The 23,029-nt window shown below is 72.5% G+C and carries 25 protein-coding genes and 1 riboswitch; of the genes, 18 read left to right on the top strand and 7 right to left on the bottom strand.

The window, feature by feature from the left end:
* Positions 1-79: 79 nt before the first annotated feature.
* Positions 80-955, bottom strand: a complete 876-nt coding sequence (locus tag ACO229_RS23440) for a serine aminopeptidase domain-containing protein (RefSeq protein ID WP_397432183.1) — start codon at positions 953-955, stop codon at positions 80-82.
* Between the two features lie 97 nt (positions 956-1,052).
* On the bottom strand, positions 1,053-1,979 hold the full coding sequence (locus ACO229_RS23435; protein ID WP_423462958.1) for an LLM class F420-dependent oxidoreductase: 927 nt from the start codon (positions 1,977-1,979) through the stop codon (positions 1,053-1,055).
* Positions 1,980-2,002: 23 nt separating this feature from the next.
* Between ACO229_RS23435 and ACO229_RS23430 the strand changes: the two genes are divergently transcribed.
* The 12 genes from ACO229_RS23430 (at position 2,003) to ACO229_RS23375 (ending at position 14,444) form a co-directional block, all read left to right on the top strand.
* Positions 2,003-2,197 carry a hypothetical protein gene (locus ACO229_RS23430; RefSeq protein ID WP_397413181.1) on the top strand — a complete coding sequence of 65 codons (195 nt, stop codon included), beginning with the start codon at positions 2,003-2,005 and terminating at the stop codon, positions 2,195-2,197.
* A 70-nt stretch (positions 2,198-2,267) separates the two neighbouring features.
* The gene (locus tag ACO229_RS23425) at positions 2,268-3,017 is read left to right on the top strand and encodes a TetR/AcrR family transcriptional regulator (protein ID WP_397413179.1); all 750 of its coding nucleotides are present in this window, start codon (positions 2,268-2,270) and stop codon (positions 3,015-3,017) included.
* Positions 3,018-3,119: 102 nt separating this feature from the next.
* Positions 3,120-3,257: riboswitch (FMN riboswitch) on the top strand.
* Positions 3,258-3,372: 115 nt separating this feature from the next.
* Positions 3,373-4,056 carry a nicotinamide riboside transporter PnuC gene (gene pnuC, locus ACO229_RS23420; protein ID WP_397432182.1) on the top strand — a complete coding sequence of 228 codons (684 nt, stop codon included), beginning with the start codon at positions 3,373-3,375 and terminating at the stop codon, positions 4,054-4,056.
* 44 nt (positions 4,057-4,100) lie between these two features.
* Complete coding sequence (locus ACO229_RS23415) at positions 4,101-5,240, top strand: Gfo/Idh/MocA family protein (protein ID WP_423462957.1); 1,140 nt, start codon at positions 4,101-4,103, stop codon at positions 5,238-5,240.
* A gap of 95 nt (positions 5,241-5,335) precedes the next feature.
* Positions 5,336-6,556, top strand: a complete 1,221-nt coding sequence (locus ACO229_RS23410; RefSeq protein ID WP_423462956.1) for an acyl-CoA dehydrogenase family protein — start codon at positions 5,336-5,338, stop codon at positions 6,554-6,556.
* A 96-nt stretch (positions 6,557-6,652) separates the two neighbouring features.
* Positions 6,653-8,041, top strand: a complete 1,389-nt coding sequence (locus ACO229_RS23405) for a histidine kinase (protein WP_423462955.1) — start codon at positions 6,653-6,655, stop codon at positions 8,039-8,041.
* A complete protein-coding gene (locus ACO229_RS23400; RefSeq protein ID WP_397432176.1) occupies positions 8,029-8,691 on the top strand; it encodes a LuxR C-terminal-related transcriptional regulator in 663 nt (220 codons plus the stop codon). Before ACO229_RS23405 ends, ACO229_RS23400 begins: the two co-directional genes overlap by 13 nt.
* Positions 8,688-9,602 (top strand): DUF4097 family beta strand repeat-containing protein, encoded by a 915-nt coding sequence (locus ACO229_RS23395; RefSeq protein ID WP_423462954.1) that lies wholly within the window; start codon positions 8,688-8,690, stop codon positions 9,600-9,602. The genes ACO229_RS23400 and ACO229_RS23395 overlap by 4 nt, the downstream gene beginning before the upstream one ends.
* A gap of 66 nt (positions 9,603-9,668) precedes the next feature.
* Complete coding sequence (locus ACO229_RS23390) at positions 9,669-10,985, top strand: hypothetical protein (protein ID WP_423462953.1); 1,317 nt, start codon at positions 9,669-9,671, stop codon at positions 10,983-10,985.
* A 160-nt stretch (positions 10,986-11,145) separates the two neighbouring features.
* Positions 11,146-12,291, top strand: coding sequence for a glycosyltransferase family 4 protein (locus tag ACO229_RS23385; protein ID WP_397413165.1), 1,146 nt, complete (start codon positions 11,146-11,148; stop codon positions 12,289-12,291).
* Between the two features lies 1 nt (position 12,292).
* Entirely contained in the window at positions 12,293-13,543 is a 1,251-nt protein-coding gene (locus ACO229_RS23380; RefSeq protein WP_423462952.1) for a glycosyltransferase, read from the top strand.
* Between the two features lies 1 nt (position 13,544).
* On the top strand, positions 13,545-14,444 hold the full coding sequence (locus ACO229_RS23375) for a GDSL-type esterase/lipase family protein (RefSeq protein ID WP_423462951.1): 900 nt from the start codon (positions 13,545-13,547) through the stop codon (positions 14,442-14,444).
* A 3-nt stretch (positions 14,445-14,447) separates the two neighbouring features.
* Here ACO229_RS23375 and ACO229_RS23370 read toward each other — a convergent pair whose 3' ends face one another.
* Positions 14,448-15,335 carry an NAD(P)-dependent oxidoreductase gene (locus tag ACO229_RS23370; RefSeq protein ID WP_423462950.1) on the bottom strand — a complete coding sequence of 296 codons (888 nt, stop codon included), beginning with the start codon at positions 15,333-15,335 and terminating at the stop codon, positions 14,448-14,450.
* On the bottom strand, positions 15,332-16,240 hold the full coding sequence (locus ACO229_RS23365; protein ID WP_423462949.1) for an NAD(P)-dependent oxidoreductase: 909 nt from the start codon (positions 16,238-16,240) through the stop codon (positions 15,332-15,334). Before ACO229_RS23365 ends, ACO229_RS23370 begins: the two co-directional genes overlap by 4 nt.
* Positions 16,241-16,359: 119 nt before the next feature.
* On the opposite strand from ACO229_RS23365, the gene ACO229_RS23360 reads away from it, so the two are divergent.
* Complete coding sequence (locus ACO229_RS23360; protein ID WP_397413155.1) at positions 16,360-16,740, top strand: winged helix-turn-helix transcriptional regulator; 381 nt, start codon at positions 16,360-16,362, stop codon at positions 16,738-16,740.
* 42 nt (positions 16,741-16,782) lie between these two features.
* Here the strand turns inward: ACO229_RS23360 and ACO229_RS23355 are convergent, their stop codons facing one another.
* Positions 16,783-17,190 carry a carboxymuconolactone decarboxylase family protein gene (locus ACO229_RS23355; RefSeq protein WP_397413153.1) on the bottom strand — a complete coding sequence of 136 codons (408 nt, stop codon included), beginning with the start codon at positions 17,188-17,190 and terminating at the stop codon, positions 16,783-16,785.
* A 230-nt stretch (positions 17,191-17,420) separates the two neighbouring features.
* On the opposite strand from ACO229_RS23355, the gene ACO229_RS23350 reads away from it, so the two are divergent.
* The 3 genes from ACO229_RS23350 to ACO229_RS23340 are packed head-to-tail and all read left to right on the top strand — an operon-like array spanning position 17,421 to position 19,725.
* On the top strand, positions 17,421-18,251 hold the full coding sequence (locus tag ACO229_RS23350; RefSeq protein ID WP_423462948.1) for an alpha/beta hydrolase: 831 nt from the start codon (positions 17,421-17,423) through the stop codon (positions 18,249-18,251).
* Positions 18,252-18,272: 21 nt separating this feature from the next.
* Positions 18,273-18,815, top strand: coding sequence for an AAA family ATPase (locus ACO229_RS23345; protein WP_397413151.1), 543 nt, complete (start codon positions 18,273-18,275; stop codon positions 18,813-18,815).
* A 25-nt stretch (positions 18,816-18,840) separates the two neighbouring features.
* Positions 18,841-19,725 carry a phosphotransferase family protein gene (locus ACO229_RS23340; RefSeq protein WP_423462947.1) on the top strand — a complete coding sequence of 295 codons (885 nt, stop codon included), beginning with the start codon at positions 18,841-18,843 and terminating at the stop codon, positions 19,723-19,725.
* Positions 19,726-19,784: 59 nt separating this feature from the next.
* On the opposite strand, the gene ACO229_RS23335 is transcribed toward ACO229_RS23340, so the two are convergent.
* The gene (locus ACO229_RS23335) at positions 19,785-20,270 is read right to left on the bottom strand and encodes a nuclear transport factor 2 family protein (protein WP_423462946.1); all 486 of its coding nucleotides are present in this window, start codon (positions 20,268-20,270) and stop codon (positions 19,785-19,787) included.
* Positions 20,271-20,321: 51 nt separating this feature from the next.
* Here ACO229_RS23335 and ACO229_RS23330 point away from each other — a divergent pair, with 51 nt between their 5' ends.
* Complete coding sequence (locus tag ACO229_RS23330) at positions 20,322-20,936, top strand: TetR/AcrR family transcriptional regulator (RefSeq protein ID WP_423462945.1); 615 nt, start codon at positions 20,322-20,324, stop codon at positions 20,934-20,936.
* Between the two features lie 578 nt (positions 20,937-21,514).
* Here the strand turns inward: ACO229_RS23330 and ACO229_RS23325 are convergent.
* Positions 21,515-21,754, bottom strand: coding sequence for a hypothetical protein (locus ACO229_RS23325; protein WP_423462944.1), 240 nt, complete (start codon positions 21,752-21,754; stop codon positions 21,515-21,517).
* 113 nt (positions 21,755-21,867) lie between these two features.
* On the opposite strand from ACO229_RS23325, the gene ACO229_RS23320 reads away from it, so the two are divergent.
* Positions 21,868-22,776, top strand: a complete 909-nt coding sequence (locus ACO229_RS23320; protein ID WP_423462943.1) for a hypothetical protein — start codon at positions 21,868-21,870, stop codon at positions 22,774-22,776.
* Positions 22,777-23,029: the final 253 nt, after the last annotated feature.

The raw sequence follows: 23,029 nt of genomic DNA, 5'->3' as shown, positions 1-23,029 counted from the left end.
CTGTTGTCCTTGATCTCGCGGGGCGTCAGTGTCGCGCGGATCTTACCGGCCCACCCCGGTCGAGAACGGCCGGCCCCGGTCAGCAGGTGCTGCTGCGGTACTCGCTGATCACCTCGTCCGGGACCGGGGGCGGGCAGAGGAACCGGGCGTAGCGCTCGTCGTCGTCCACGTACCGCTTGAGCCAGGCGATGCTGTAGCGGGCGATCGTGGTGTCGGGCACGGTGGGCGCGGAGTGGTCCGCGTCGCGCAGCTCCAGGTACGCCTTGTCGCCGTCGGCCGGGAGCGTGTCGTAGAACCGCTCGGCGTGCCGGCGCACCGGCGCGATGACGTCGTCCTCGGCACCGATGACCAGGGTGGGCGTGGTGACCTCCGGGAACGTCTTGTCGGCGCTCCAGGGGGCCAGCGGGATCGCGGCGCGCAGCGCCGGGTCGTCCTTGGCGGCCTCCAGGCTGCCGCCGCCACCCATCGAGTGGCCCATGACGGCGAGCCGGGCGGGGTCGATCCTGTCCGCCACCGCCGTGTCCGCGAGCTGCGCCAGCGCGGCCCGGAGCTGGTCGCCGCGGCGCGGGGGCGCGTCGGCGGTGCTGATCGTGTCGATCGTGAGCACGACGAAGCCCTGCGAGGCCAGGCGCGGCCCGAGCCAGGCGACGGCGGCCTGCGAGGAGCTGTACCCGGGGGCAACGGCGACCGCGCCGAACGTGCCCTCGGACGTGTCCGTGGGGTAGTAGACGGTGCCGCCGCCGAAACCCTCGGCCTCGGCCCGGGTCACGACGAGCGTGGCGACGTCGAACGGGCCACGCGGTGCCTCGATGCTCTGCTCGGTCGGGTCGGGCCCGCGCTGGTGGTCGCCCTCGGCGACGGCCACGGGGACCGCGGCGAGGGTTCCGGCGGCGAGGACGGACGCCGCGAGCGCGGCCCGGACGGCACGAGAAAAGCCACGAGAAAAGCTCTGCATGAACCCTCCCAGGTCGGTGTCGGGGCCCACGCCCCGGCACCGACCCTAGGAAGGTTTCTCTCACCCGGCCTCCCCGGGCGGGTGATCCGCGGCCGGCTCAGCCGAGCTGGCGGCGCACCTCGCGGGCGAACAGGTCCAGGTGGTCCAGGTCGGCCAGGTCCAGGACCTGCAGGTAGACGCGCTGGACCCCCTCCGCCTCCAGGGCCTTCAGCCGGTCCACCGCCTCGGCGACGGTCCCGGCGATGCCGTGCTCGCGCAGCTCGGCGGGCTCGCGCCCGATGGCGGCCGCGCGTCGCGTGAACTCGGCCTCGTCCTGCCCGACGGCGGCGACGAGCGCCACCGACTGGACGATGGATCCGGGGTCGCGACCGGCGTCGGACAGGGCCTTCTCGACCACCTTGATGCGCGCGCCGATCCCGCTGATCTCCGGGAAGGACTGGTTGTACTCGTCGCCGTAGCGCGCCGCCAGGGCGGGCGTGCGGCGCGGGCCGCCGCCGCCCACCAGCACCGGGATCCTGGTCTGCACGGGCTTGGGCAGCGCCGGCGAGTCGGTGATCTGGTAGTGCTCACCGGAGAAGGAGAACTTCTCACCGACGGGCGTGCCCCAGAGGCCGGTGACGACGGCGAGCTGCTCCTCCAGGATGCCGAAGCGCTTCTCGGGGAACGGGATGCCGTAGGCGCTGTGCTCGGCGGCGTACCAGCCGGTGCCGAGGCCGAGCTCGACGCGCCCGCCGGACATCTGATCCACCTGGGCCACCTGGATGGCCAGCACGCCGGGGTGCCGGAACGTGGCCGACGACACGAGCGTGCCGAGCCGCACGGTCGACGTCTCCCGGGCGAGGCCGGCGAGCGTGACCCAGGAGTCGGTGGGGCCGGGCAGACCCTCGCGGCCCATGGCCAGGTAGTGGTCGGAGCGGAAGAAGGCGCTGAAGCCCAGTCGCTCGGTCGCCTGGGCGACGGCGAGCTGGTCGTCGTAGGTCGCGCCCTGCTGGGGCTCGGTGAAGATGCGCAGGTCGAGTGTCACGTCTCGCAGACTACGCTCACCCCGTGACCGGGATCCGCTGGGGCAGCCTCGCCACCGTCGTGGGCGGTGGGCTGATCTTCCTCGTGTGCCTGCTGGGCGTCGTGCTCGGTCATCCGTGGGCCGCCGTCCCCGGGGTGCTCGCACTGCTCATGGCCGTGCGCGAGGTGCGCTACCTGCGCAGACTCCGGTCGGGCAAGATCCCGTCCCAGGAAAATTAGCGTCGCGCAGGTCACGGTTTGCTCAAGGAGTCTTCACGGGGCTCGGGGGGCACGCGGTAGCCTGCCTGGCATGACCGCCGTCCGTACCCACACGCACGCGCAGGCTGTCGACGCTGCGGTGGACCTGTTCACTCGGCAGGGGTACGAGGGAACCACCGTCGAGGAGATCGCCGACGCCGCCAAGGTGAGCCGCGCGACGTTCTTCCGCCGCTTCCGCTCCAAGGAGGACGTGGTCTTCGCCGACCACGAGCTGCTGCTGGAGGAGGTGGTGGTCATGCTGGCCGCCACCCGGCCCGACGCCCGGGCCAGCGAGGAGTCGGGGCACGACCTGGGCCGCGCCTGGGACCCCGACGTGGACCCGTACCTCGAGGTGTGCCGCGCGGCGCGCATGGTGTTCGACCACCACGTGGGCCAGCGCGAGACGTCGCTCGCCCGCTACGCCCTGCTGCAGCAGGTCCCGGCGCTGCGCGACCGGGAGCTCATCACGACGCACCGCTACGAGCGGGCGTTCACGCACTACCTGCGCGACACCCTGCCGCCGGAGCGGTCGGCCTCCACGGCGTCGATCGCGTTCGCGGCGTCCGTGGTCGCGGTGCACAACGCGATCCTGCGGCGCTGGCTGCGCACGCCGTCGCTCGACCTGCGCCCCGAACTGGAGGAGGCGTTCGCCGACCTGCGGCGAGCCGCCGTCCTCGGCACCTCGGCCAGCCCGCTGGCCGCCGACGGCGCCCCCGCGTCGCGGCGCGTGGTCGTCACCGTGGTGGAGGGGGTGGCCGGGCCCGACGAGGTGGCCCGCGCCGTCCGCGACGCCCTGGTCTGACCGGTCCGGCCCGTGTGGCGCACCGGACATCCCGGGCCCGTTCCCGGGGGAATGCACCCGTGGCATCCTGTGTTCCGCTAGAGATCGTGCAGCAGCAGTTGCACACGTGCTCCGGGGTCGGTGAAATTCCGAGCCGGCGGTGATAGTCCGCGACCCGGGTCGTTCCTTCGGGAGGGACCTGGTTGACCTGGTGAGATTCCAGGACCGACGGTGAAAGTCCGGATGGGAGGAAGCACGTGCGGCGCGCTCCGCCGACCCCTCGGGGTCCCGGCACCGTGCCGTCGTCGGCGCCGTCGTGGCGCGCCGGCCCTCACCCCGGAGTCCCCGTGTGCGGACTTCGGAGAGGGAAAGAGACATGGACTGGTTCCGCGCCGCCTACGACGCGACGTTCCTGGTCGGCGACCAGCAGATCTACTGGCGCGAGGTCATCGGCAACCTGTTCGGCCTGGCCTCCGCCCTGGGCGGGCTGCGGCGCAAGGTGTGGGCCTGGCCGGTGGGCATCGTCGGCAACGTCGTGCTCTTCACCGTCTTCATGGGCTCCTGGTTCGGCGAGACGGGCCGCGCCGACATGCTGGGGCAGGCCGGGCGCCAGATCATGTTCATCGCCGTCTCGGTCTATGGCTGGTACCGCTGGCGGCAGACGCAGCGGACGGGCGGCGTGGGCACCGTGGCCGTGCACCCGGCCTGGGCCTCCTGGCGGGCCCGCGTCGGCCTGGTCACCGGGATGCTCGCCGGGACCCTGCTCCTGACCCCGCTGTTCCGCGCCCTCGGCTCGTACGAGCCGGTGTGGGCCGACGCCTGGATCTTCACGGGCTCCGTGCTCGCCACCTACGGCATGGCCAAGGGCTGGGTCGAGTTCTGGCTGATCTGGGTGGCCGTCGACCTGGTCGGCGTACCTCTGCTCTTCTCCGCCGGGTACTGGGCGACCGCGCTGATGTACGTGATCTACGGCGTGTTCACCCTGGTCGGGTTCTTCGCGTGGTGGCGCATCAGCCGGCGGGAGGGCACGGCGCACAGCGCCGTCGCCGCGCCTGCCTGACCGCTGACCCCGGCCCTGACCCCGATCGCGTACCGTCGGCGCACGTGAACGCACAGGGGCGTACGGCACGGGTCGGGATCGTCGGATCGGGCTTCCGCGCCCGAACGGTGCTGCGCGTACTGCACGCGCTGCCGGGACGCTTCGAGGTGGCGGGCGTGGCCACGCGCAACGCGGCGGACCGGGAGGCGCTCTCCGCCGGCGGCCTGCCGGCGGCCGGGCTCCCCGGCCTTCCCGCGCCTGCCTGGGCCACGGTCTCCGAGCTGCTGGCCGCCGGCCGCCCCGACCTCGTCGTGCTCACCCTGCCCGCGGGCCCCGCCCAGCCCGTGGTCCGCGACCTCGCCGCCGCGGGTGTCCCCGTGCTCACGGAGACGCCCGCGGCGGGCACCGTCGAAGAGCTTGCCACCCTGCAGCGGCTCGTGGACGACGGCGCCTGCGTGCACGTGGCCGAGCAGTACCACCTGGAACCGCTGATCGGCGCACAGCTCGCGGTCGCGGCGTCGGGCCGGCTCGGCACCGTGACCGACGCGCACGTCGCCGTGGCCCACGACTACCACGGCATCAGCGTGCTGCGGCGGGCGCTGGGCATCGGCTTCGACGACGCCGTGATCACCGCCCGGCGCGACGCGCGCCGCGTGCTGCCGAGCCCCAGCCGTGCGGACGACCCCGAAGACCGTGCCCTGGTCGACACGGTTCGCGCGACCGCCTGGCTGGACTTCGGCGACCGGCTCGGCACCTACGAGTTCGACGACGTGCAGTACCGCTCGTGGGTCCGCTCCCCCACGCTCCTGGTCCGTGGCGAACGGGGCGAGCTGCGCGACGACGTGGTACGTCACGTGGGCCCGGACGGCCTGCCGCGGCACGCCATGCTGGAGCGGGTGGCCGCGGGTGGCGCCGGCAGCCACGAGGGCATGTTCCTGCGCGGGTACACGCTCGACGGCGAGTGGCTGTACCGCAATGCGTTCCGCCCGGCCCGCCTGCCCGACGACGAGCTGTCGATCGCCCGCCTCGTCGCCGCGATGGCCGACCACGTGCTGGACGGCGCTCCGTCGCCGTACTCCGTGGCCGAGGCGGCACAGGACCAGTACCTCCAGCTCGCCGTACGGCGGGCCGCGGCGTCGGGCGAGCGGGTCCGTACGAGCCCGCAGCCGTGGGCGCACGGACGGGTCTGCCGGCACGCGGGCTGACCCTCCGGCGCGGTCCGGACAGCCCGGCACCCCCAACCCTCAATGAGACGCCGTATCGCTTGACCTGAGATCCGGTACCGGAGCACCATGGAGGCATGACTCAGACTCCCGGGGTGACGGCGCCCGCCTACGACGTCTCGCAACCGCTCGACATCGACTTCGCCGGCGCCTTCGCCGACGTCACGGAGGAGGAGCGGGCCTGGCAGCTCGCGGTCCGCCGGTTCGTGCAGGACGAGGTCCTGCCCGTCATCGACGGCTACTGGGAGCGGTACGAGGTCCCCATGGACCTGGTCAAGCGCATGGCCGAGCTGGACTTCCTGCGCGACGGCGTGGACGTGCCCGGCTTCCCGAAGGTCTCGAAGATGGCCGAGGGCCTGGCCGCGATGGAGATGTCCCGCGGTGACGGCTCCGTGACCACGATCTGCGGCGTGCAGGGCGGCCTGGCGCTGCGCTCGATCGTGATGCTCGGCTCCGACGAGCAGGTCGAGAAGTACGCCGGGCCCATGGCCCGCGGCGAGATCCTGGGCGCGTTCGCGCTGACCGAGCCCACGCACGGCTCGGACTCCGTGGGCCTGGAGACCTCCGCCGTCAGGGAGACGCGCGACGGCGTCGAGGGCTACGTGATCAACGGCGAGAAGAAGTGGATCGGCTTCGGCTCGATCGGCGACATCTCGGTGGTCTGGGCCCGTGGCGAGGACGGCCAGGTGCACGGCTACATCGTTCCCCAGGACACCCCGGGCTACGAGGCGACGACCATCCAGGGCAAGGTCTCGCTGCGCGCGATCCACCAGGCGCACATCGTGCTGAACGACGTGTTCGTCCCGGCCGAGAACCTGCTGCCGAAGGCGCGCTCCTTCAAGGACACCGGCCGTGTGCTGTTCGCGACCCGCCTCGGCGTGGCCTGGGGCGCCGTCGGGCAGGCCATCGCCTGCTACGAGGCCGCCGTGGCCTACTCGCAGCAGCGCGCGCAGTTCGGCCGCCCGCTCGCGGCGAGCCAGATGGTGCAGGAGCGGCTGACCAAGATGCTGTCGATCCTCACGCAGATGCAGCTCCTGGTGAAGCAGATGACGCGGCTCGACGAGGCCGAGCAGCTCACCGGCCCGCAGGCGTCGCTCGCCAAGTACACGTGCACGCGCGGCGCGCGCGAGATCGCGGCGATCGCCCGCGACCTGCTCGGCGGCAACGGCATCCTGCTGGAGAACCGGGTGGCGCGGCACTTTGCCGACATCGAGGCCCTGCACACCTACGAGGGCACCGAGAGCATGCAGGCACTCATCATCGGCCGCGAGATCACGGGTACCAGCGCCTTCGCCTGAGCCCTCCGCGCGGAGGCAGGGTAGGGGAAACCCGAGACCCGGGCCGTGGGGTGACGGCATGTCGCGCAGCCTGCGCGTCCGCCTAGTGTCGTGCCCATGACCAGCGATGACGGCCCACCCCGCACCCTCGCGGACCACGTCGCCCCCGCACTCACCTCCGGGGCGGCGTTCTTCCAGGCCCCGTACCACCCCGCGACCCGGCGCGCCGTCGCCGCGCTGGCCGTGGGGTGGGTCTGGCACCTGACCGCGGGCCTCACCCTGTGGATCCTCGTCCTGGTCTCGTCGGGGCTGGTCCCCGCCCTGGGCGTCGGAGTGCCGCTCCTCGCCCTCGGGCTCCTGCTCGCGCGGCGGTTCGGCACGGCCGAGCGCGCCCGCGTCGCCCGCCAGACCGGCGTACGGCTCGCCGCCCCGCAGCCGGGGCCGCTCCCGACGAGCCGCTCGTCCTGGTCCCGGCTGTGGGCCCCGGTGCGCGACGACCGCGCCTGGGCCGCCACGCTGTACGCCTTCCTGGGGCTGCTCACGACCTCCTTGTTCTTCGCGACCGCCACCGCCCTGGCGGCGGGGGCGGTCGCGGCCGTGGTGTTCGCGGCAGCAGGCCGGGGCAGCGGCCTGGCACAGTGGTCCGGGCTGCCGTGGCCCGCCGTCGTCGGCGGTGCGGTGGCGGCCGCCGTCGTGCTCGTGTGGACGGCGGCCACCCTCGCCCAGTACGGGTCCTACCTCGTGGTACGCCTGGCCACGGTGCTGCTCGGCCCCTCCGCGGCCGAGGTGGCCCGCGCCCGCCTCGTCGCCGCCGAGCGGGAGACCCGCGTGGCCGAGGCCGCCGCGCACACGGCACAGGAACGGGCCGTGGCCCTCACCGAGTCGCGCACGGCCGCCGTCTCCGCCGCCGACACCGAGCGCCGCCGCATCGAGCGCGACCTGCACGACGGCGCCCAGCAGCGCCTCGTCGCGCTCGGCGTCGAGCTGGGCGTGGCCCGCCGGCTCGCCGACAAGGACCCCGGGCACGCCGTCGCCGCCCTGGAGCTCGCGCACCGCGAGATCAAGGAGACGCTCGCCGAGCTGCGCGACCTGGTGCGCGGCATCCACCCCGCCGTCCTGTCCGACCGCGGGCTGGACGCCGCACTGTCCGCGCTCGCGGGCCGCAGCCCGGTCCCGGTCCGGGTCGAGGTCGCGGGCGACCTCACCCCGGCGAGCCCGGCAGCACAGGCCGCGGCGTACTTCGTGGTCGCCGAGGCCCTGACCAACGTGGCCAAGCACGCCGCCGCGGACCTCGTGCTGGTGCACGCGAGCGTGGTCCGCGACGGCGGCCCCGCACGCCTGCGCGTCGCGGTGTCCGACGACGGCCGCGGCGGCGCCGAGCTGTCCGCCGACGGCGGGCTGACCGGCCTGCGCGGCCGGGTCGCCGCCCTGGACGGCACGTTCGAGCTCGACAGCCCGCCCGGCAAGGGCACCCGCCTGACCGTGGAGGTCCCGTGCGCATCGTGATCGCGGAGGACTCCGTCCTCCTCCTGGACGGCCTGACCCGGCTGCTCGTGGCCGAGGGCCACACCGTGACCGGGTACGCGGACGCCGGCACCCTCGTCAGGGCCCTGTCCCTGCCGGACGCCGAGCTGCCCGACCTGCTGGTCACCGACGTGCGGATGCCGCCGTCCCACACGGACGAGGGGCTGCGCGCGGCCGTGCACCTGCGCAGCCTGCACCCCGACCTGCCCGTCCTCGTGCTCTCGCAGTACGTGGAGCAGAGCTACGCGAGCGAGCTGTTCGCCCGCGGGGCGCGCGGCCTGGGCTACGTGCTCAAGGACCGCATCGCCGACGTCGACGAGTTCCTCGACGCGGTCACCCGGGTGTCCGGGGGCGGCACGGTCGTGGACCCCGAGGTGGTCACGCAGATCATCGCCCGCCATCCCGGCTCCGACCTCGACGTGCTGACCCGGCGCGAGCGCGAGGTGCTCGCGCTGATGGCCGAGGGCCGCTCCAACGCCGCGATCGCGGACCGCCTCGTGGTGGGGCTGGCCGCCGTGGAGAAGCACGTGACCAACATCCTGACCAAGCTCGGCCTCCCGCCGGCCGCCGACGACCACCGCCGGGTGCTCGCCGTGCTGCGCTGGCTCGACCAGAACGGATCCCGCTCATGACCCAGCCCGTTCCCGGCGGCTCCACCCAGGACGCCGCGTACGCCCCCGCACCGCCGCAGCGCGGTGCCACCGCCCGTGTCCTGACGACGCTCGGCGGTGTGCTCGGCCTCGCCGCCATCGGCGTCGGCGCGCTGTTCCTGGTGGACCTCATGATGTCCGAGACGGCCACCACCCACCGGACCTACGACGCCGTGGGGACCGTGGAGCTGGTGGCCGACGGCGACGTGACCGTCACGGCCGCCGAGGGCGACGTCGAGGTCGACGCCGTCGCCCGCAGCGGCCTCCGCGATCCCCGGTACGCCGCGGACGAGTCGGCGGACCGGCTGGAGATCACCCACCGCTGCGACTGGACTGCCTTCCTCCCCCGCTGCTCGGGCTCCCTGGAGGTGACCCTGCCCGCCGCCACGGAGGTGGTGGTGGTCACCGAGAACGGCGACGTCGTGGCCAGCGGGCTGGCCGGCGAGCTCTCCGTGCGGTCGAGCAACGGCCGGATCGAGGTGGCCGACATCGGCGGCGCGGTGGTGGCGCGGTCCAGCAACGGGGACGTCACCGTGCGGAACACCGGCTCCGACGTGGAGGCCTCCTCCTCCAACGGCGAGGTCTCCGTGGACGAGGTGGACGGCTCGGTCACCAGCGAGAGCAGCAACGGCCGGATCACGGTCGGCACCGTGGCCGGCGACGCGTGGGCCCGGACCAGCAACGGCTCCGTGGAGATCTCCGCGGTGGAGGGGAACGTCTACGGGGAGACCAGCAACGGGCGCATCACCGTCGTCGGTGACGGCGAACCCGTGGCCCTGACCGTCCAGACGTCGAACGGCGATCAGGTCGTCGAGGGACCCACCGACCCGGACGCCGACCGGACCGTCGAGATGCGCAGCTCGAACGGCGATGTCGCCTACCTCGTCCCGTGACCGCCGGACCATCGGGCCGGAGGCGATACCCTTCGTCCGCCGATGCCGCCGTCGATCAGTGCAAGGATGTGGCCCGTGCCGAGCCCGTCAGACATCTCGACCAGCCCCCGGACCGGGGGCAGGGACCTCCTGCGGTCCGCCAGCCGGATCGTCACCTCGTGGCCGGCCCTGTGGGCCGGGTTCGTGCTGGTGCACGGCTGGATCATCCTGCAGGCCTGGGTCTTCGGGGGGCAGATCCTCGGCGACGTGAACCTGTACGAGTGGTGGGTCCGCACCGGGATGAGCGACGGGTGGTGGCCCGTCTTCAGCTACGACTGGGTGTACCCGCTCGGCGCGCTGGGGCCGATGGCCGTCCCGGCTCTGCTGACCAGCTCGACGGACGGCTACTACTGGGTGTGGATGGGCCTGGTGACGGCTGCCAACGCCGTCGCCGTGGCCGTGCTCGGCCGGGCGCGGCCGCACGGGCCGGCCGCCGTCTGGTTCTGGCTCGCGTTCCTCGCCGCCCTCGGCCCGATCTGGATCGGCCGGCTCGACGGCCTGCTGGCCCCGATCATCCTGGTGGCGCTGCTCGTCGCGGTCCGGCGCCCCGCCCTCGCCATGACGCTGGCCACGGTGGGTGCCTGGATCAAGATCGCCCCGGGTGCGGTGGCCCTCGCGCTCGCCGCGACCACGTCGAACCTCAAGGACCTGCTGCGGAACGTCGTGCTTCCGGGAGCTGCGGTGACCGCCGTCGTCGTGGGCGTCGCGGTGGCGGGTGGCGGGCAGGACAACGTGCTCGACGTGTTCGGCGAGCAGGGCGACCGGCAGCTCCAGGTGGAGTCGGTCGCCGCCACGCCGTTCACGGTGGCGCGGCTGTGGGACTCCTCGATCCAGGTCGAGTACGACGACGTCATCTACACCTACGAGGTGCTCGGGGCAGGGCCGGACGCCGTGGCCCAGGCGCTGGACGTCGCGCTCCCGGTGGCCGCGATCCTCTTGGCGGCGCTCGTCTGGTGGACCGCCCGGCGGCGCCAGGACCGGGTGGGCGACATCCTGCTGCTCGGTGCCGCCGCGGAGCTGCTCGCGCTCATCGTCTTCAACAAGGTGGGCTCGCCCCAGTTCATCGCCTGGATCGGGCCGCCGCTGGCGGCCGCCATCGCGCTGGGCAGTCGCAGCCAGGGCACCCGGCGTACCTGGTTCCTGCCCGCCCTCGGCACCCTGATCGTGGCGCGGCTGACCATGGAGATCTACCCGATCCGCTACGGCGAGTTCCTCGGCGGCTGGCCGCTGGCCACGACCGTGGGGGCGCTGCGCAACGCGCTGCTCGTGGCGCTGCTGATCGGGGCCGTCGTCCGGCTGGTGCAGCTCGCGCGGACGCGCAGGACCGTCCCACGGCAGCACTGAGGGTCGGTTCAGGGGTGTTCCCCATGCCAGGTGGCTCGTGGCTCCGCTACGGTCAGGAACGTGACATCCTGTCCCGCGGTTACCGTCTCGACGCCACCCGTTCCCCGGATCGCCGCATGGAAGCCTCTGCCCGGACATCGACGACCGGCAGGTTCGTAACGTGCGCGTAGCCATCGTTGCGGAGAGTTTTCTGCCGCAGGTCAACGGAGTCACCAACTCCGTCCTGCGGGTACTCGAGCATCTGCAGGAGCGGGGGGACCAGGCCATGGTCCTCGCTCCGGACGCCGATGCCTCCATCGGGCACGTCCCGCCCTTCGTCAGTGGTGCCCCCGTGGTCGAGCTCGGCTCGATCGGCTTCCCCGGGTACCCCGACGTGCGCCTCGTCGTCGGCAAGAAGTGGCGCACCGAGCGCACGCTGGCGACGTTCGCGCCCGACGTCATCCACCTGGCCTCCCCGTTCATCCTCGGCTGGCGCGGCATCCTCGCCGCCGAGCGCCTCCGCCTGCCGAGCGTCGCCGTCTACCAGACGGAGGTCCCGGGGTACGCGGCGCGCTACGGGCTGGGCGGCTTCGAGCCCCTGCTCTGGAAGCGGGTCAAGGACATCCACGAGCGCGCGACGATGACGCTCGCCCCGTCCACCGCGACCATGCGGCAGCTCGAGAACCACGGCGTGCCCAACCTGCGCCTGTGGGGCCGCGGCGTGGACACGCAGGCGTTCCACCCGCAGTTCCGGGACGAGGCGTGGCGCCGCACGATCGGGGGCGGCCGCGAGATCCTCGTCGGGTACGTGGGCCGGCTGGCCGCCGAGAAGCAGGTCGAGGCACTGCGCGTGGTGCAGGACCTGCCGGGCGTGCGCCTCGTGATCGTCGGCGACGGCCCCGAGCGCGAGCACCTGGAGCACGTGCTCCCCCAGGCCCGCTTCACCGGGCTGCTCCGGGGCGCCGAGCTGTCCCGGGCGATGGCCAGCCTCGACGTGTTCGTGCACCCGGGCGAGCTGGAGACGTTCGGTCAGACGCTCCAGGAGGCGCACGCCAGCGGCGTGCCGGTCGTGGCACCCGCGGCGGGCGGGCCGCTGGACATCGTCCGGCACTCCCACGACGGCTGGCTGTACCCTCCAGGTGACCACGAGGCACTCCGCGCACGCGTCGTCGACCTGGTGGGGGACGAGCGCAAGCGGCGGGCCTTCGGCACCTCGGCACGAGAACGTGCCGAGAGTCGTACCTGGCACGACATCTGCTCCGAGCTCATGGGGCACTACGAGGACGCGGTCCGGGTGCACGCGAGAGCAGGCTCAGCGGAGGTATGACGTGCGGATCGTCCACGTAGCGAACTTCTACAGCCCCCGGTCGGGGGGCATCCGGACCGCCATGCACGCCATGGCCGGGCAGTACCTCGCCCGGGGGCACGAACCCGTGCTCGTGGTGCCCGGCCGGCGGGACGGGGTGTCGCTCGTGGACGGCGTACGGGTCGTCAGCCTCGCGGCACCGCGTGTGCCGTTCTCCGGGGGCTACCGCGCCGTGGTGCAGCCCGGCAAGATGCGCGGGCTGCTGGAGACGATCGCACCCGACCGGCTCGAGGTCAGCGACCGCACCACGCTCGCCGGGCTGGGCGACTGGGCCCGCGAGGCCGGGGTGCCGTCCCTCATGATGCTGCACGAGCGGGTCGACGGCGTGCTGCGGTCCTGGATCCCCGGCGCCGCCGCGGGCGGTCAGGCCGCGGCGCTGGGCGCGGCCGTCACGCCGGCCCTCGCCGACCTCTACAACCGCGCCACCCTCACCCGGTTCGACCGGCTGGTCGCCACCACCCAGTTCGCCGCCGGCGAGGTGGAGCGGCTGGCCGCCCGGTCCCGTGGCACCACGCTGCCGCCGCTGTACCGCGTGCCGCTCGGCGTGGACCTGGAGCGGTTCCGGCCCGACCGCTGGTCCGCCGAGGCCCGTGCCGAGTACGTGCCGGCCAGCACCGCGCTCATCGTGCTCGCGAGCCGGCAGTCCACCGAGAAGCGCCCCGACCTCGCGATCGACGCCGCCGCACAGCTCGTGCGCGACGGCCGCCCCGTGCGGCTCGTCGTCGCCGGCTCGGGACCGTTGCTGCCGGCGATGCGACGCCGGGCCGAGGCCGCCGGGCTGCCCCACCGGTTCCTCTCGTTCGTCCCCGACCGGGACCGGCTCGCCACGCTGCTCACCTGCGCCGACGTCGTCATCGCGCCCGGTCCGATCGAGACGTTCGGGCTGGCGGCGCTGGAGGCGCTGGCGTCCGGGACGCCCGTGGTCTGCAGCTCGACGAGCGCCCTGCCCGAGGTGGTCGGCACCGCCGGTGCCGCGGCCGCGCCGGAGGCGGCGGCTCTCGCCGTCGCCCTGCACGAGGTGCTGGACCGCGACGTGGAGCAGCGGCGCAAGGCCGCCCGCGCCCGCGCCGAGCTGTTCCCCTGGAGCGCCACCGGCGACGCGATGCTGGAGCTGCACTCCCGCCGGGCCTTCGAGCTCCGGCCCGACCCGGGACGGTCCGACGTCACCGACCCGTCCGGCCCGATCCACGTGGGCAGCGCGGGACGCCGGTGAGATGACGTCGGCGTCGGGACGCGGCCGCCTGGTAGCCCTCGGTGACTCGATCACCGTGGGCGTGGGTGACTCCGTGGGTCCGGACGCCGTGCACGGCCCCGGCTGGGCCGCGCACCTGGCCACGGTGCTCGGCATGACGGAGTTCACCAACCTCGCCACCAACGGCGCCCGCTCCCGGGACGTCGCGGTGGCACAGCTCGCCGCGGCGCTCGCCCTGCGGCCACGGCTCGCGACCGTGCTCGTGGGCGGCAACGACGTGCTCCGCAGCGACTTCGACGCCCGGCTGACCCTCATGGACCTGCGCCGGAGCGTCCAGGAGCTGCGCGGGGCCGGCGCCGACGTCGTCCTGGTGCGGCTGCCCGTGATCGGCCTCTTCGAGCTCGCCCCGCGCCCCGTACGGCGCGTGATGCGGCGCCGGGTCGCCGCCGTCGACGCCGCGGTCGACGAGGTGGCCTCGGCGAGCGGCACCGACCAGGCGCCGGGACGCGTGGTCGTGGTCGACGCCGCGCACGCCATCGCGCCCGCCGGGGCGAAGGCCTGGCACATCGACCGCGTGCACCCGTCGCCGGCCGGGCACCGCCGTCTGGCGCTGGCAGTGGCGGCCGCTCTGGCGACCCTCGACCCGGCCTACGCGGTGGTCCCCGACGGTGCCGACGCGGCCCGGCAGGTCGCCGCCCGGCTGCCCGCGGCACCGGCCCCGCCCGACCTCCGGCAGCGCGTGACGTGGCTCGTGCGGGCCGGGCTGCCGTGGTGCGTCCGGCGCGGGCGGGACTTCCTGCCCGGCCTGCTGCGCGCCGTGGCGCACGACCTGCGGGCGGAACGGGCGCTCACGCACGGCAGCATGGTGACGAGCCTCGCCGACTCCGGCCTGGACCCGCGCCGGCGGATCGGCCGCGGCTGAGCCTCAGCCCCGTGTCTCGACCCGCGGGCGCATCGCGTCGATGATCCGGGTCCAGTTGTCGCCGCCGTGGCCGTGCTCGCGCGCCCAGGTGTAGTAGGCCCGCACGGCCTCCGGCAGGGCGCGGTCCACGCCCGCGGCCTCGCTGGTGGCGACGATGTGGTCGGCCGTCGCGCCCATCATCGTGACCGTGCTCAGGTGGCCGGGGTGCTCCCCCGCCTCGAGCTGCGCGCCGGGGTTCTCGCCGGCCTCCAGGATCGCCCCGGTGCCGGCCAGGGTCTGGAGGAGCTCCGGCAGGGCGGCGGTCGGCCGCACGCCCGCGGACTCCAGCAGGGCGGTGGCGTGCATGAGGGCCGCGAGCGCCGTGAGGAACACGTCGAGGTTGGCCTGGTACATGAGCTGCGCCAGCCCCGGGTCCTCGCCGAGGTAGCGGGGTGCGCCGAGCGTGCCGAGCACGTCCCGGTGCGCCTTCAGAAGCCCGGCCGGGCCGCTGTAGTACACGTAGGCGGCGTCGGTGCCCACCATCGGCGCGGGGACCATCACGCCGCCCGTCAGGAAGCGGGCTCCGTGCCCGGTCACCCAGGCGGCGCCCTCGCGGGTCCGCTCGGGCGAGTCCGAGCTGAGGTTCACGACGGTGCGGCCCGCGAGGGCCGTGGTCGCCGGCCCGAGCACGTCGTACATCGCCGGGTAGTCGGTGAGGCTGAGGATCACGAGCCCGCTCGCGGCGACGGCGTCCTCGGGCGTGCCGGCGAGCCGGGCGCCCGCCGCGACGAGGTCGGCGGCGCGGCTCGGCGTCCGGTTCCAGACGGTGACGGCGTGACCCTGGGCGAGCAGTGTCCGGGCCATGGCCTGGCCCATGGGGCCCAGGCCGAGGACTGTAACGGTGGTGCTCATCGGGCGGCCTCCGCGGGTTCGGGGGTGGTGGACCGGTCTGCCCGCAGGCTCTCGTAGATGCGGGCGAAGGCCTCGGCGCCGTGCCCGGCAGTGATCTGCCGGGCGATCAGCTCCTGCACGGCCGCGACGGGTGCGGGGTCGACCCCCTGCTCCCGGCTGGCGCGCACGATGTGGCTCAGGTCGGAGAAGTCCAGGCTCTGCTGGCCGGGCACGGTGTAGTCGCCGCCGTCGACCACCGCGGCGTCGTGCACGAACCCGGCCGTCATGGCGCTGAGGAACGGGGTGGCGCGGGCGGCGAACTCGGTGGCGGTCACACCGACCGAGCCGACCATCGCGGCGCCGTGCAGGAAGCCCGCGAACATCGTGTACATGCCGGAGAGCATGGCCAGGTCGTACAGCGAGGCGAGGCCGCTGTCGGCGCCGTCGTAGGTGCTGGTGGCCCAGCGGTCGAGCACGGGGCGTGCGGTGGCGAACACGTCCGCGGAGCCGCTGTACAGGATCGACGCCTCGGCGGTGCCGATCATGGGCGGGGTGGCCATGATCGCGCCGTCCAGGTAGGCGACGCCGTTCCGCTCGGCCCAGGCGGCGAGCTCGCGGGCCTCGTTTGGCGTGGTGGTCGTGAGGTTCACGAGCGCCGTGCCACGCATGGTGCCGATGACGGGGTCGAGGGTCTCGTGCACGGAGGCGTGGTCGAGCAGGCAGGCGATCACGAGCGGGTGGGCCGTCACGGCGTCGGCGACGTCGGACGGCGCCGCGGCTCCCCGTGCGGCCAGGTCGGTGGCGCGGGCCGGGGTGCGGTTCCAGACGGTGGTGGCATGGCCGGCGTCGAGCAGGGTGGCGGCCAGCGCGCTGCCCATGGCGCCCAGGCCGAGCACCGTGACGCCGGTGGCGTCGGGTGTGGTCATCGCAGGGTTCTCCTCGGTAGAAGGTGACCCGACCATGCTCCGCGGGCGACGTACCATCATGGAAGTACCCACTATTTGCTGGGGTACTTACCTTTTGGTAAGCCCGGTCAGGAAGCCCGATGACGAAGTCACCCCGCACGGGGCCCTACATCTGCGGCATCGATGCCGCCCTCGACGTCGTGAGCGGCAAGTGGAAGGGCCTGATCCTCTGGGAGCTCGACGAGCACGGCGTGCGCCGGTTCGCCGAGCTGCGCCGTGGGCTGCCGGGCGTGAGCGAGAAGATGCTGACCCAGCACCTGCGGGAGATGGAGGCCGACGGGCTCGTGCACCGGCAGGTGCACGCCGAGGTGCCGCCGCGCGTCGAGTACACGCTCACCGAGCACGGCCGCGCCCTCAACGCCGCGCTGGGACCGCTCGGCGCCTGGGGCGTGGAGCGCATCCGGCGGGAGGGTTCCGGCCTGGTCGAGCACCGTGACGCGGCAGCGCTCCCCCGGCCCTGACGTGGCTCGGCGACGCCCGTGCGGGCGCCGCCGGCCGCGCCGTCAGGACAGCGGCATGAGACCGCGCTCGGCGAACACCTTCCGCGCGGCGGCGACGGCGTTCAGGGCGCGCGGGAACCCGCAGTAGACGGAGCTGTGCAGAAAGACCTCGATGATCTGCTCCGGCGTCAGGCCGACGTTGAGCGACGCGTCGATGTGCACCTCGAGCTGTGCCTCGCTGCCACCCATCGCGGTGAGGATGCCGAGGGTCACGAGCTGCCGCTGCTGCGGCTCCAGCCCAGGCCTGGAGATGATGTCGCCGTACCCCCACGCGACGATCTGGTGCCCGAGCTCGGGGGCGATGTCGGCCAGCGAGTCGATCACTCCGTGGCCGGCGTCGTCGTGGATGGCATCGAGGGCCGCCATGCCGGACGCGAACCTCTCCGCGCGCGTCGCCGCGTTTTCGGACATCGTTCTTCTCCTTCTGAGCTGCCGTCAGGGGTGCACTGGCTCGATCGGTGACACAGGAGCGAGCGCCGGTGGGCGCGACACCAGTCCAGCCCATGCGTGGGGGCCAGCGCAAGACAACGATGCAGGTCAACCGAGATTTCTCCGGGCGGAATCAGGGTGGAGACGGGGCGTCGGGCGGCTCGGGCGAAATTCGCTGCGGCGGGGGCGGCGGGGGCGCCTAGCCTTGCGGCGTGACCACGCTCGTGCCGCATGTCCCGCTCCCGCCGGACCAGGACGACGGCGTCCGCTACGCGTACGGACCAGACTCGTCCCCGCGGCCGGACGTCCCCCGCGGCACCACGACGGAGCTGGACTGGCGTAGCACCACCTATCCGGGAACGTCCCGGAAGGTCTGGATCCACGTTCCGGCCGCCTACGACCCGGCCGAGCCGGCAGCCGTCCTCGTCTTCCAGGACGGCTGGTGGTACCTCGACCCCGACGGCGACGTGCGCGGCGGGATCGTGCTCGACAGCCTCGTCCACCGCGGCGACATCCCGGTGACGATCGGGGTGTTCGTCGACCCCGGCGTGCTCGACGCCGGGGAGCGGAACCGCAACGCCGAGTACGACGCGTTCGACGCCCGGTACGGCACCTTCCTCGCCGACGAGATCGTCCCGGAGGTCCGCCGGCGCTTTGCCGTCTCCGACGATCCGGACCGCTGGGGCATCGTCGGCGGCAGCAGCGGCGGCAACTGCGCCGTCACCGCGGCCTGGCACCACCCGGACCGGTTCCGGCGGGTCGCGTGCTTCCTGTCCAGCTTTGCCCAGATCCCTGGCGGAAACCCGTATCCCGACCTTCTGCGCACGACCCCGCCGCGGCCGTTGCGCATCTTCTCGCAGGCCGGGCACCGGGACCTGCGCTGGGACCAGCCCGACCACAACTGGCTCGCGGAGAACCTCCGGTTCGCTGCGGCACTCGCCGAGGCGGGCTACGACTTCCGCCTGGTGCTGGGCGACGGCGGCCACAACCCCAACCACACCGGGGTGCTGCTGCCGGACGCATTGCGCTGGCTCTTCCGATAGGCCGTCGGCTACGTTCGCGCGGTGCGCAGGGTGTCGGTGGTCGGAGCGTCCGGGTCGGGCAAGTCCACGTTCGCGCGGCGCCTCGCGGAACGCCTCGACGTCCGGCACGTGGAGCTCGACGCGCTCTACTGGGGACCGGGCTGGACCCCTCGGCCCCAGGAGGACTTCGTGCGGGACGCCGAGCGCGCCGTGGCCGGGGAAGCCTGGGTGGTCGACGGCAACTACTCCGTGCTCCAGCAGGCGGTCTGGGCCCGAGCCGACACGGTGGTCTGGATCGATCCCCCGGCTCCGGTCGTGCTCGCGCAGGTCTACCGGCGATCGTTCCGGCTCGCGGCGGAGCAGACCGAGCTGTGGCCGGGGACCGGCAACCGCCAGCCCTGGCACGACGTGGTGCGTCCCTGGGCGAGCGACTCGATCGTGCGGTGGTCGTGGACGCAGCTCAGGCGGCATCCTGAGCGGTACGGGGCGGCGATGACCGATCCCGCGAACGCCCACCTGACGTTCCACCGGCTGCGGTCGCGACGGGCGGCCGACGGGTTCCTCGTCCAGGTGGCGGGGCACTGATCTGGTGACGGCGCAGGAGGACCGATTGTCCGCTGACCTGCTGGCACACGCGCTGGCGACGCTCGAGGTGGCCAGGACGAGCACCGCGTCACCCACGGAGGCACGGTCCGGTGCCGGGGTGTACCACGTGCGGACGTCCACCGGCCGCCCCGCATACCTCAAGGTCACTCCCGCCACGCTTGGCCGGGCGGTGATGGCCGGCGCGGAGCGTGAGCTGCGGTTCTACCGACAGGTCGCACCGAGCCTGCCCGTAGCAACTCCCGCACTGCTCGGCACCGTGTCGGCACCTGACGGCCTCGCGCTCCTTCTCGCCGACGCCGGGACCGAGCGCGCGCCGACCGCCTGGACCGACGGCGACTGGGCACTGCTCGGCCGTGCTCTCGCCCGGATCCACGCCACACCGGTCCCCGACGGTGAGTGGGCACGCCCGGACACCCTCCTGACGGCGGTCGAGACCCCGGACCTCGACCGGATCCGGGCCTTCTGGGCTCCCGTCCTGCCGAGACTCGAGTCGCTGCTGGAACAGCGCACCGAGACCATCGATCAGCTCACCTCGCAGCCGACGGCGTTCGTCCACGGGGATTGTCACGCGGCCAACATCGTGCACGGTGAACGGGGGCCCGTCTTCTGCGACTGGCAGTCGACGGGGCTGGGCAGGGCGTCGGCGGACCTGGCCTTCCTGAGCGTGCGGGCCACGCCCACGGGTGCTGAGGTGTCACCGGCCCTGGTCGAGACGTACCTCGCTCACCGCCCGCAGCCCGTGGATCCGGACTGTCTCAAGCGGGCGGTCCTTCTCGAGGAGCTGGCTGTCTACGTCTTCGAATGGCCTGCCTTCGCCGCATACAACGACGCGACGGGTGTCGCCCGGGTGCGGCGCCGCGCGGCGGACCTGGCCGACCGACTCGGGTGATCCTTTCAGCTGCTCGCCCGCCAGGTCATGCGTCGGCACGACTGACGTCCCGGTGGGGTCTACCCCGCGAGCGCCGTCTGGAAGATGCCGAAGTTGCCTGTCATCCACAGTGCCGTCAGCTTGAGACCGGCGATGCGCCACCCGTCCGGCGTCCGCTCGAACCGGTTGGTGTAGTAGCCGTACACGGTCTGGTCGCTGTCGCCGGTGCTGTTCGGCAGGTGGTGGCTGGCCCGGACGTAGGCGACGCAGGTGGCGTGGTCGTCGTCGTCGAAGGTGACGACGTGGTTCGTGATCATGTGCTGCGTCGCGGTGAAGGACTCCATCCGCGGTGCGGTCATCGCGACCCAGTCGTCGGCTGCGAGGCGCACCGCGGGCTGCCCGAACCCTGCGCTGAAGTCGACGTCCACCTCGTCGGCGAAGCAGCTCCGGAAGAGCGCCCAGTCGCGGGAGTCGGTGCCGGTGGCGTACCGGAGCTGGACGTCGCTGATCTCGGTGCGGTCCAGGAGACGGAGCAGGGCCTTGTCAGTTTCATATGACAACGTCATGCCAACTACGGTGCGCCCATTCATATGACACTGTCAAGTAGGATGGATCGCGTGGTGACCCGAACCGAGACCGCCGCCGCGACCCGGCGAGCACTGGTCCGCGCCGCGGCCGAGCTGCTCGACGGCGGCGGCCCGGACGCCGTGACCCTGCGCGCCGTGGGCGCCCGCGCCGGCGTCTCGCGCGGCGCGCCCTACGGGCACTTCGCGAACAAGGAGCACCTGCTCACCCAGCTCGCGATCGACGCCTGGGGCGCACTCGCGGACCAGGTGCGAGAGCTGCGGGACGACGAGGGAAGCACACCGCCCGAACGCCTCGAGCGTGCGCTGCTGGCCCTCATCGAGGTCGGACGGCGACGCCCCCACCGCTACGCCCTGATGTTCAGCACCCCCGCTGACGACGCCGAGTCATCGGCGGCGGCGCGCCGCCTGGAGGACGAGTTCCTCACCATCGTGGCCGACGTCGTGGGCGAACCCGACGCGCTCCGCTACGGCGCCCTGCTGATGTCGAGCGCGCACGGGATCGCGGGGTTGGAGCTCAGCGGGCACCTGGCCACGGAGAAGTGGCAGGTCGACGGGGAGGAGCTGGTGCGGATGCTGGTGGACGGGGTCACGAGGGCCGCTGGACAGGCCGGCGGGTCAAGCACTGGGGACCCGGCCGGCGCATGACGAAGGCCCCCAGATCCGCAGAGTGACGCGGTTGGGGGCCTTCAGGGTGCGGTAGCGGTGGGGTTGGAGAGGGCACTTGTACGGCGTTGCACGTGGAACGACATAACCTGGCTGACCTGCGCAGATACCGTGATCGCACTCCGACCGGCTTGGATGCGTTGGCACCGATGCGGACCGCAAACCGGAGCGAAAACGGAGACATCCTGGCGCGTTCGGGGTGGGGCGTCGTTCGGCTCCCTGCCACGTTCTTCGTCGTCGTGGTGCCGGGTCAAGGCTGGCGCTTGCGCCATCACGCAGTGACGCAGAGCGGCCTTGATGCGGTGCCTCGTCGATGAAGATCCTCCGAGAGCCGGACGTCGTTCCACAGGTGAGATGACCGCTGCCCCTCGGTCTGTGATGGCGTCCGACGTCGGATGGTCTGGCACGCCGGCCTCGTGCGGGCGGTTGTTAGGCGGGTGCTCGACGTGGCCGGCTACGAGCGCCGCCCGCCGTGACCGTCCGCGACCTACGGCAAGAACCCCGATATGCCACGACCACACTCCTGGTGGCCCGTCTCGTCATGAGCCCGTCATGACTAGTCACGTGGGTTGCGACACGCTCGAATCGGCGTCAGGAAGCTCGATGACTGTCCACCACCCGAGCTGTGAAGGGTTCACCCAGATGGTCTGGGCATTGAGCTGGTCCGGTAGGACGACTTTGACGGTGACGAGAACTCCAGGTTCGGCTTCTTGGAGCCTCTGGATGACATCGCTCGGGTTCTCGGAGACATGTAGACGCCAGTTTGACGTTGCTGAATCAAGCAGCAGGTGCTTAGCCATACACCTGAGCGTAAAACGCTCCCCGCCCCGTGGCGGGGTGAACTTCGGCTGATTTCCGGTGCGGCGGTCGTGAATTTCAGTGTGCTACATACCTTCGGTGACATGCTTGCATCGTGCCGACCAACGAACCCAAAGAGAGCGCGCCGGGCCCCTACGCACCTCCGATCCGCCTTGTGGGGGGCGTCAACTTCTCAACCTGGCCAGATCTCAAGTGGAGCCGAGCGAATACACACTATGCGACGCTGCAGGCGAGATTTGCCGAGTGGCAAGCAAGCGCGCCCGCGATGGTCGAGGGCATCTTGCGCGAGGATCGGGAAGCGATCGATCTTGTCGCTCGGATCCCGCGCGGCATCCCGACGCAAGAGTGGGCGCTGACGATCGGCGACGCGCTGCACAATCTCCGCAGTGCCCTCGATGCGGTGGCGTGGGGAATGGCGCACTACAACGACACGCGACCGAACCGTCCCAAGCGGGTCGCATTCCCGATCTCCACCGAAGAACGACAGTGGCAGGAAGCACTCAAGGCCTGGATTAGCGATATCGATCCAGAGTTCCAGCACCGTCTGTCCGTCGTGCAACCGTTCAACTACGCGCCCGAGGGCGGGATCACCACGCTCTCAGTGGTTCACGATCTCGATGTGCAAGACAAGCATCGCGACTTCGTCACGGTGAGCGCCGACTTCGAGCAGGTCGATCTCAGCTTCGCCATTCAGTACGAAGAGGACGTGGACGTGAATCCTCGTATCGAACTGCGGAATGGCGTCCGCTTTGCAGATGGGGCCCTGCTCGGCACGGTTTATACCGAAGCACCGATCAAGCCCTTCACGAAGATGGAACTTCGGCCAACCATGCGAGTTCTGCTGGAGCATAACGGGAGACAACACGAAGTAGGAACGGCTCTCCCACAGCTCTTTTCCGAGACACGTCGCTGCCTTGACATCCTCATGTTCGGGCTTGAACCCGCGGATCCGCCAGGCGATTCGGATTGGCAGACACTTGACGTGCAGACGGTGGACAACTAGCCGCGGCGCCTACAAGCGCACGAGTCGCGACGAGCGCATCGCTGAGCCCGCCTGTCCGATCGCCGTCACGGCATCGGAACTCTAGGAGCCCGCCACGCAACGTGACGATCCAGGACAGCCTTCGCCACCCGGGGCCGGCGCCGAAGGTGGGGTGCGACGGGGGTGCGGCCGGAGGCGCCGCCAGGCGCCGGAGGTCGCGGGGGTCCCTGTCGCGGGGCCCCGCCGAAGGTGCAGGCCGGCGCGGCGGAGCCGC

This window comes from Promicromonospora sp. MS192, from assembly GCF_049532985.1.
In the GTDB taxonomy this organism is placed as follows: Bacteria; Actinomycetota; Actinomycetes; order Actinomycetales; family Cellulomonadaceae; genus Promicromonospora.
This window is presented reverse-complemented; position numbering and strand designations above follow the sequence as displayed.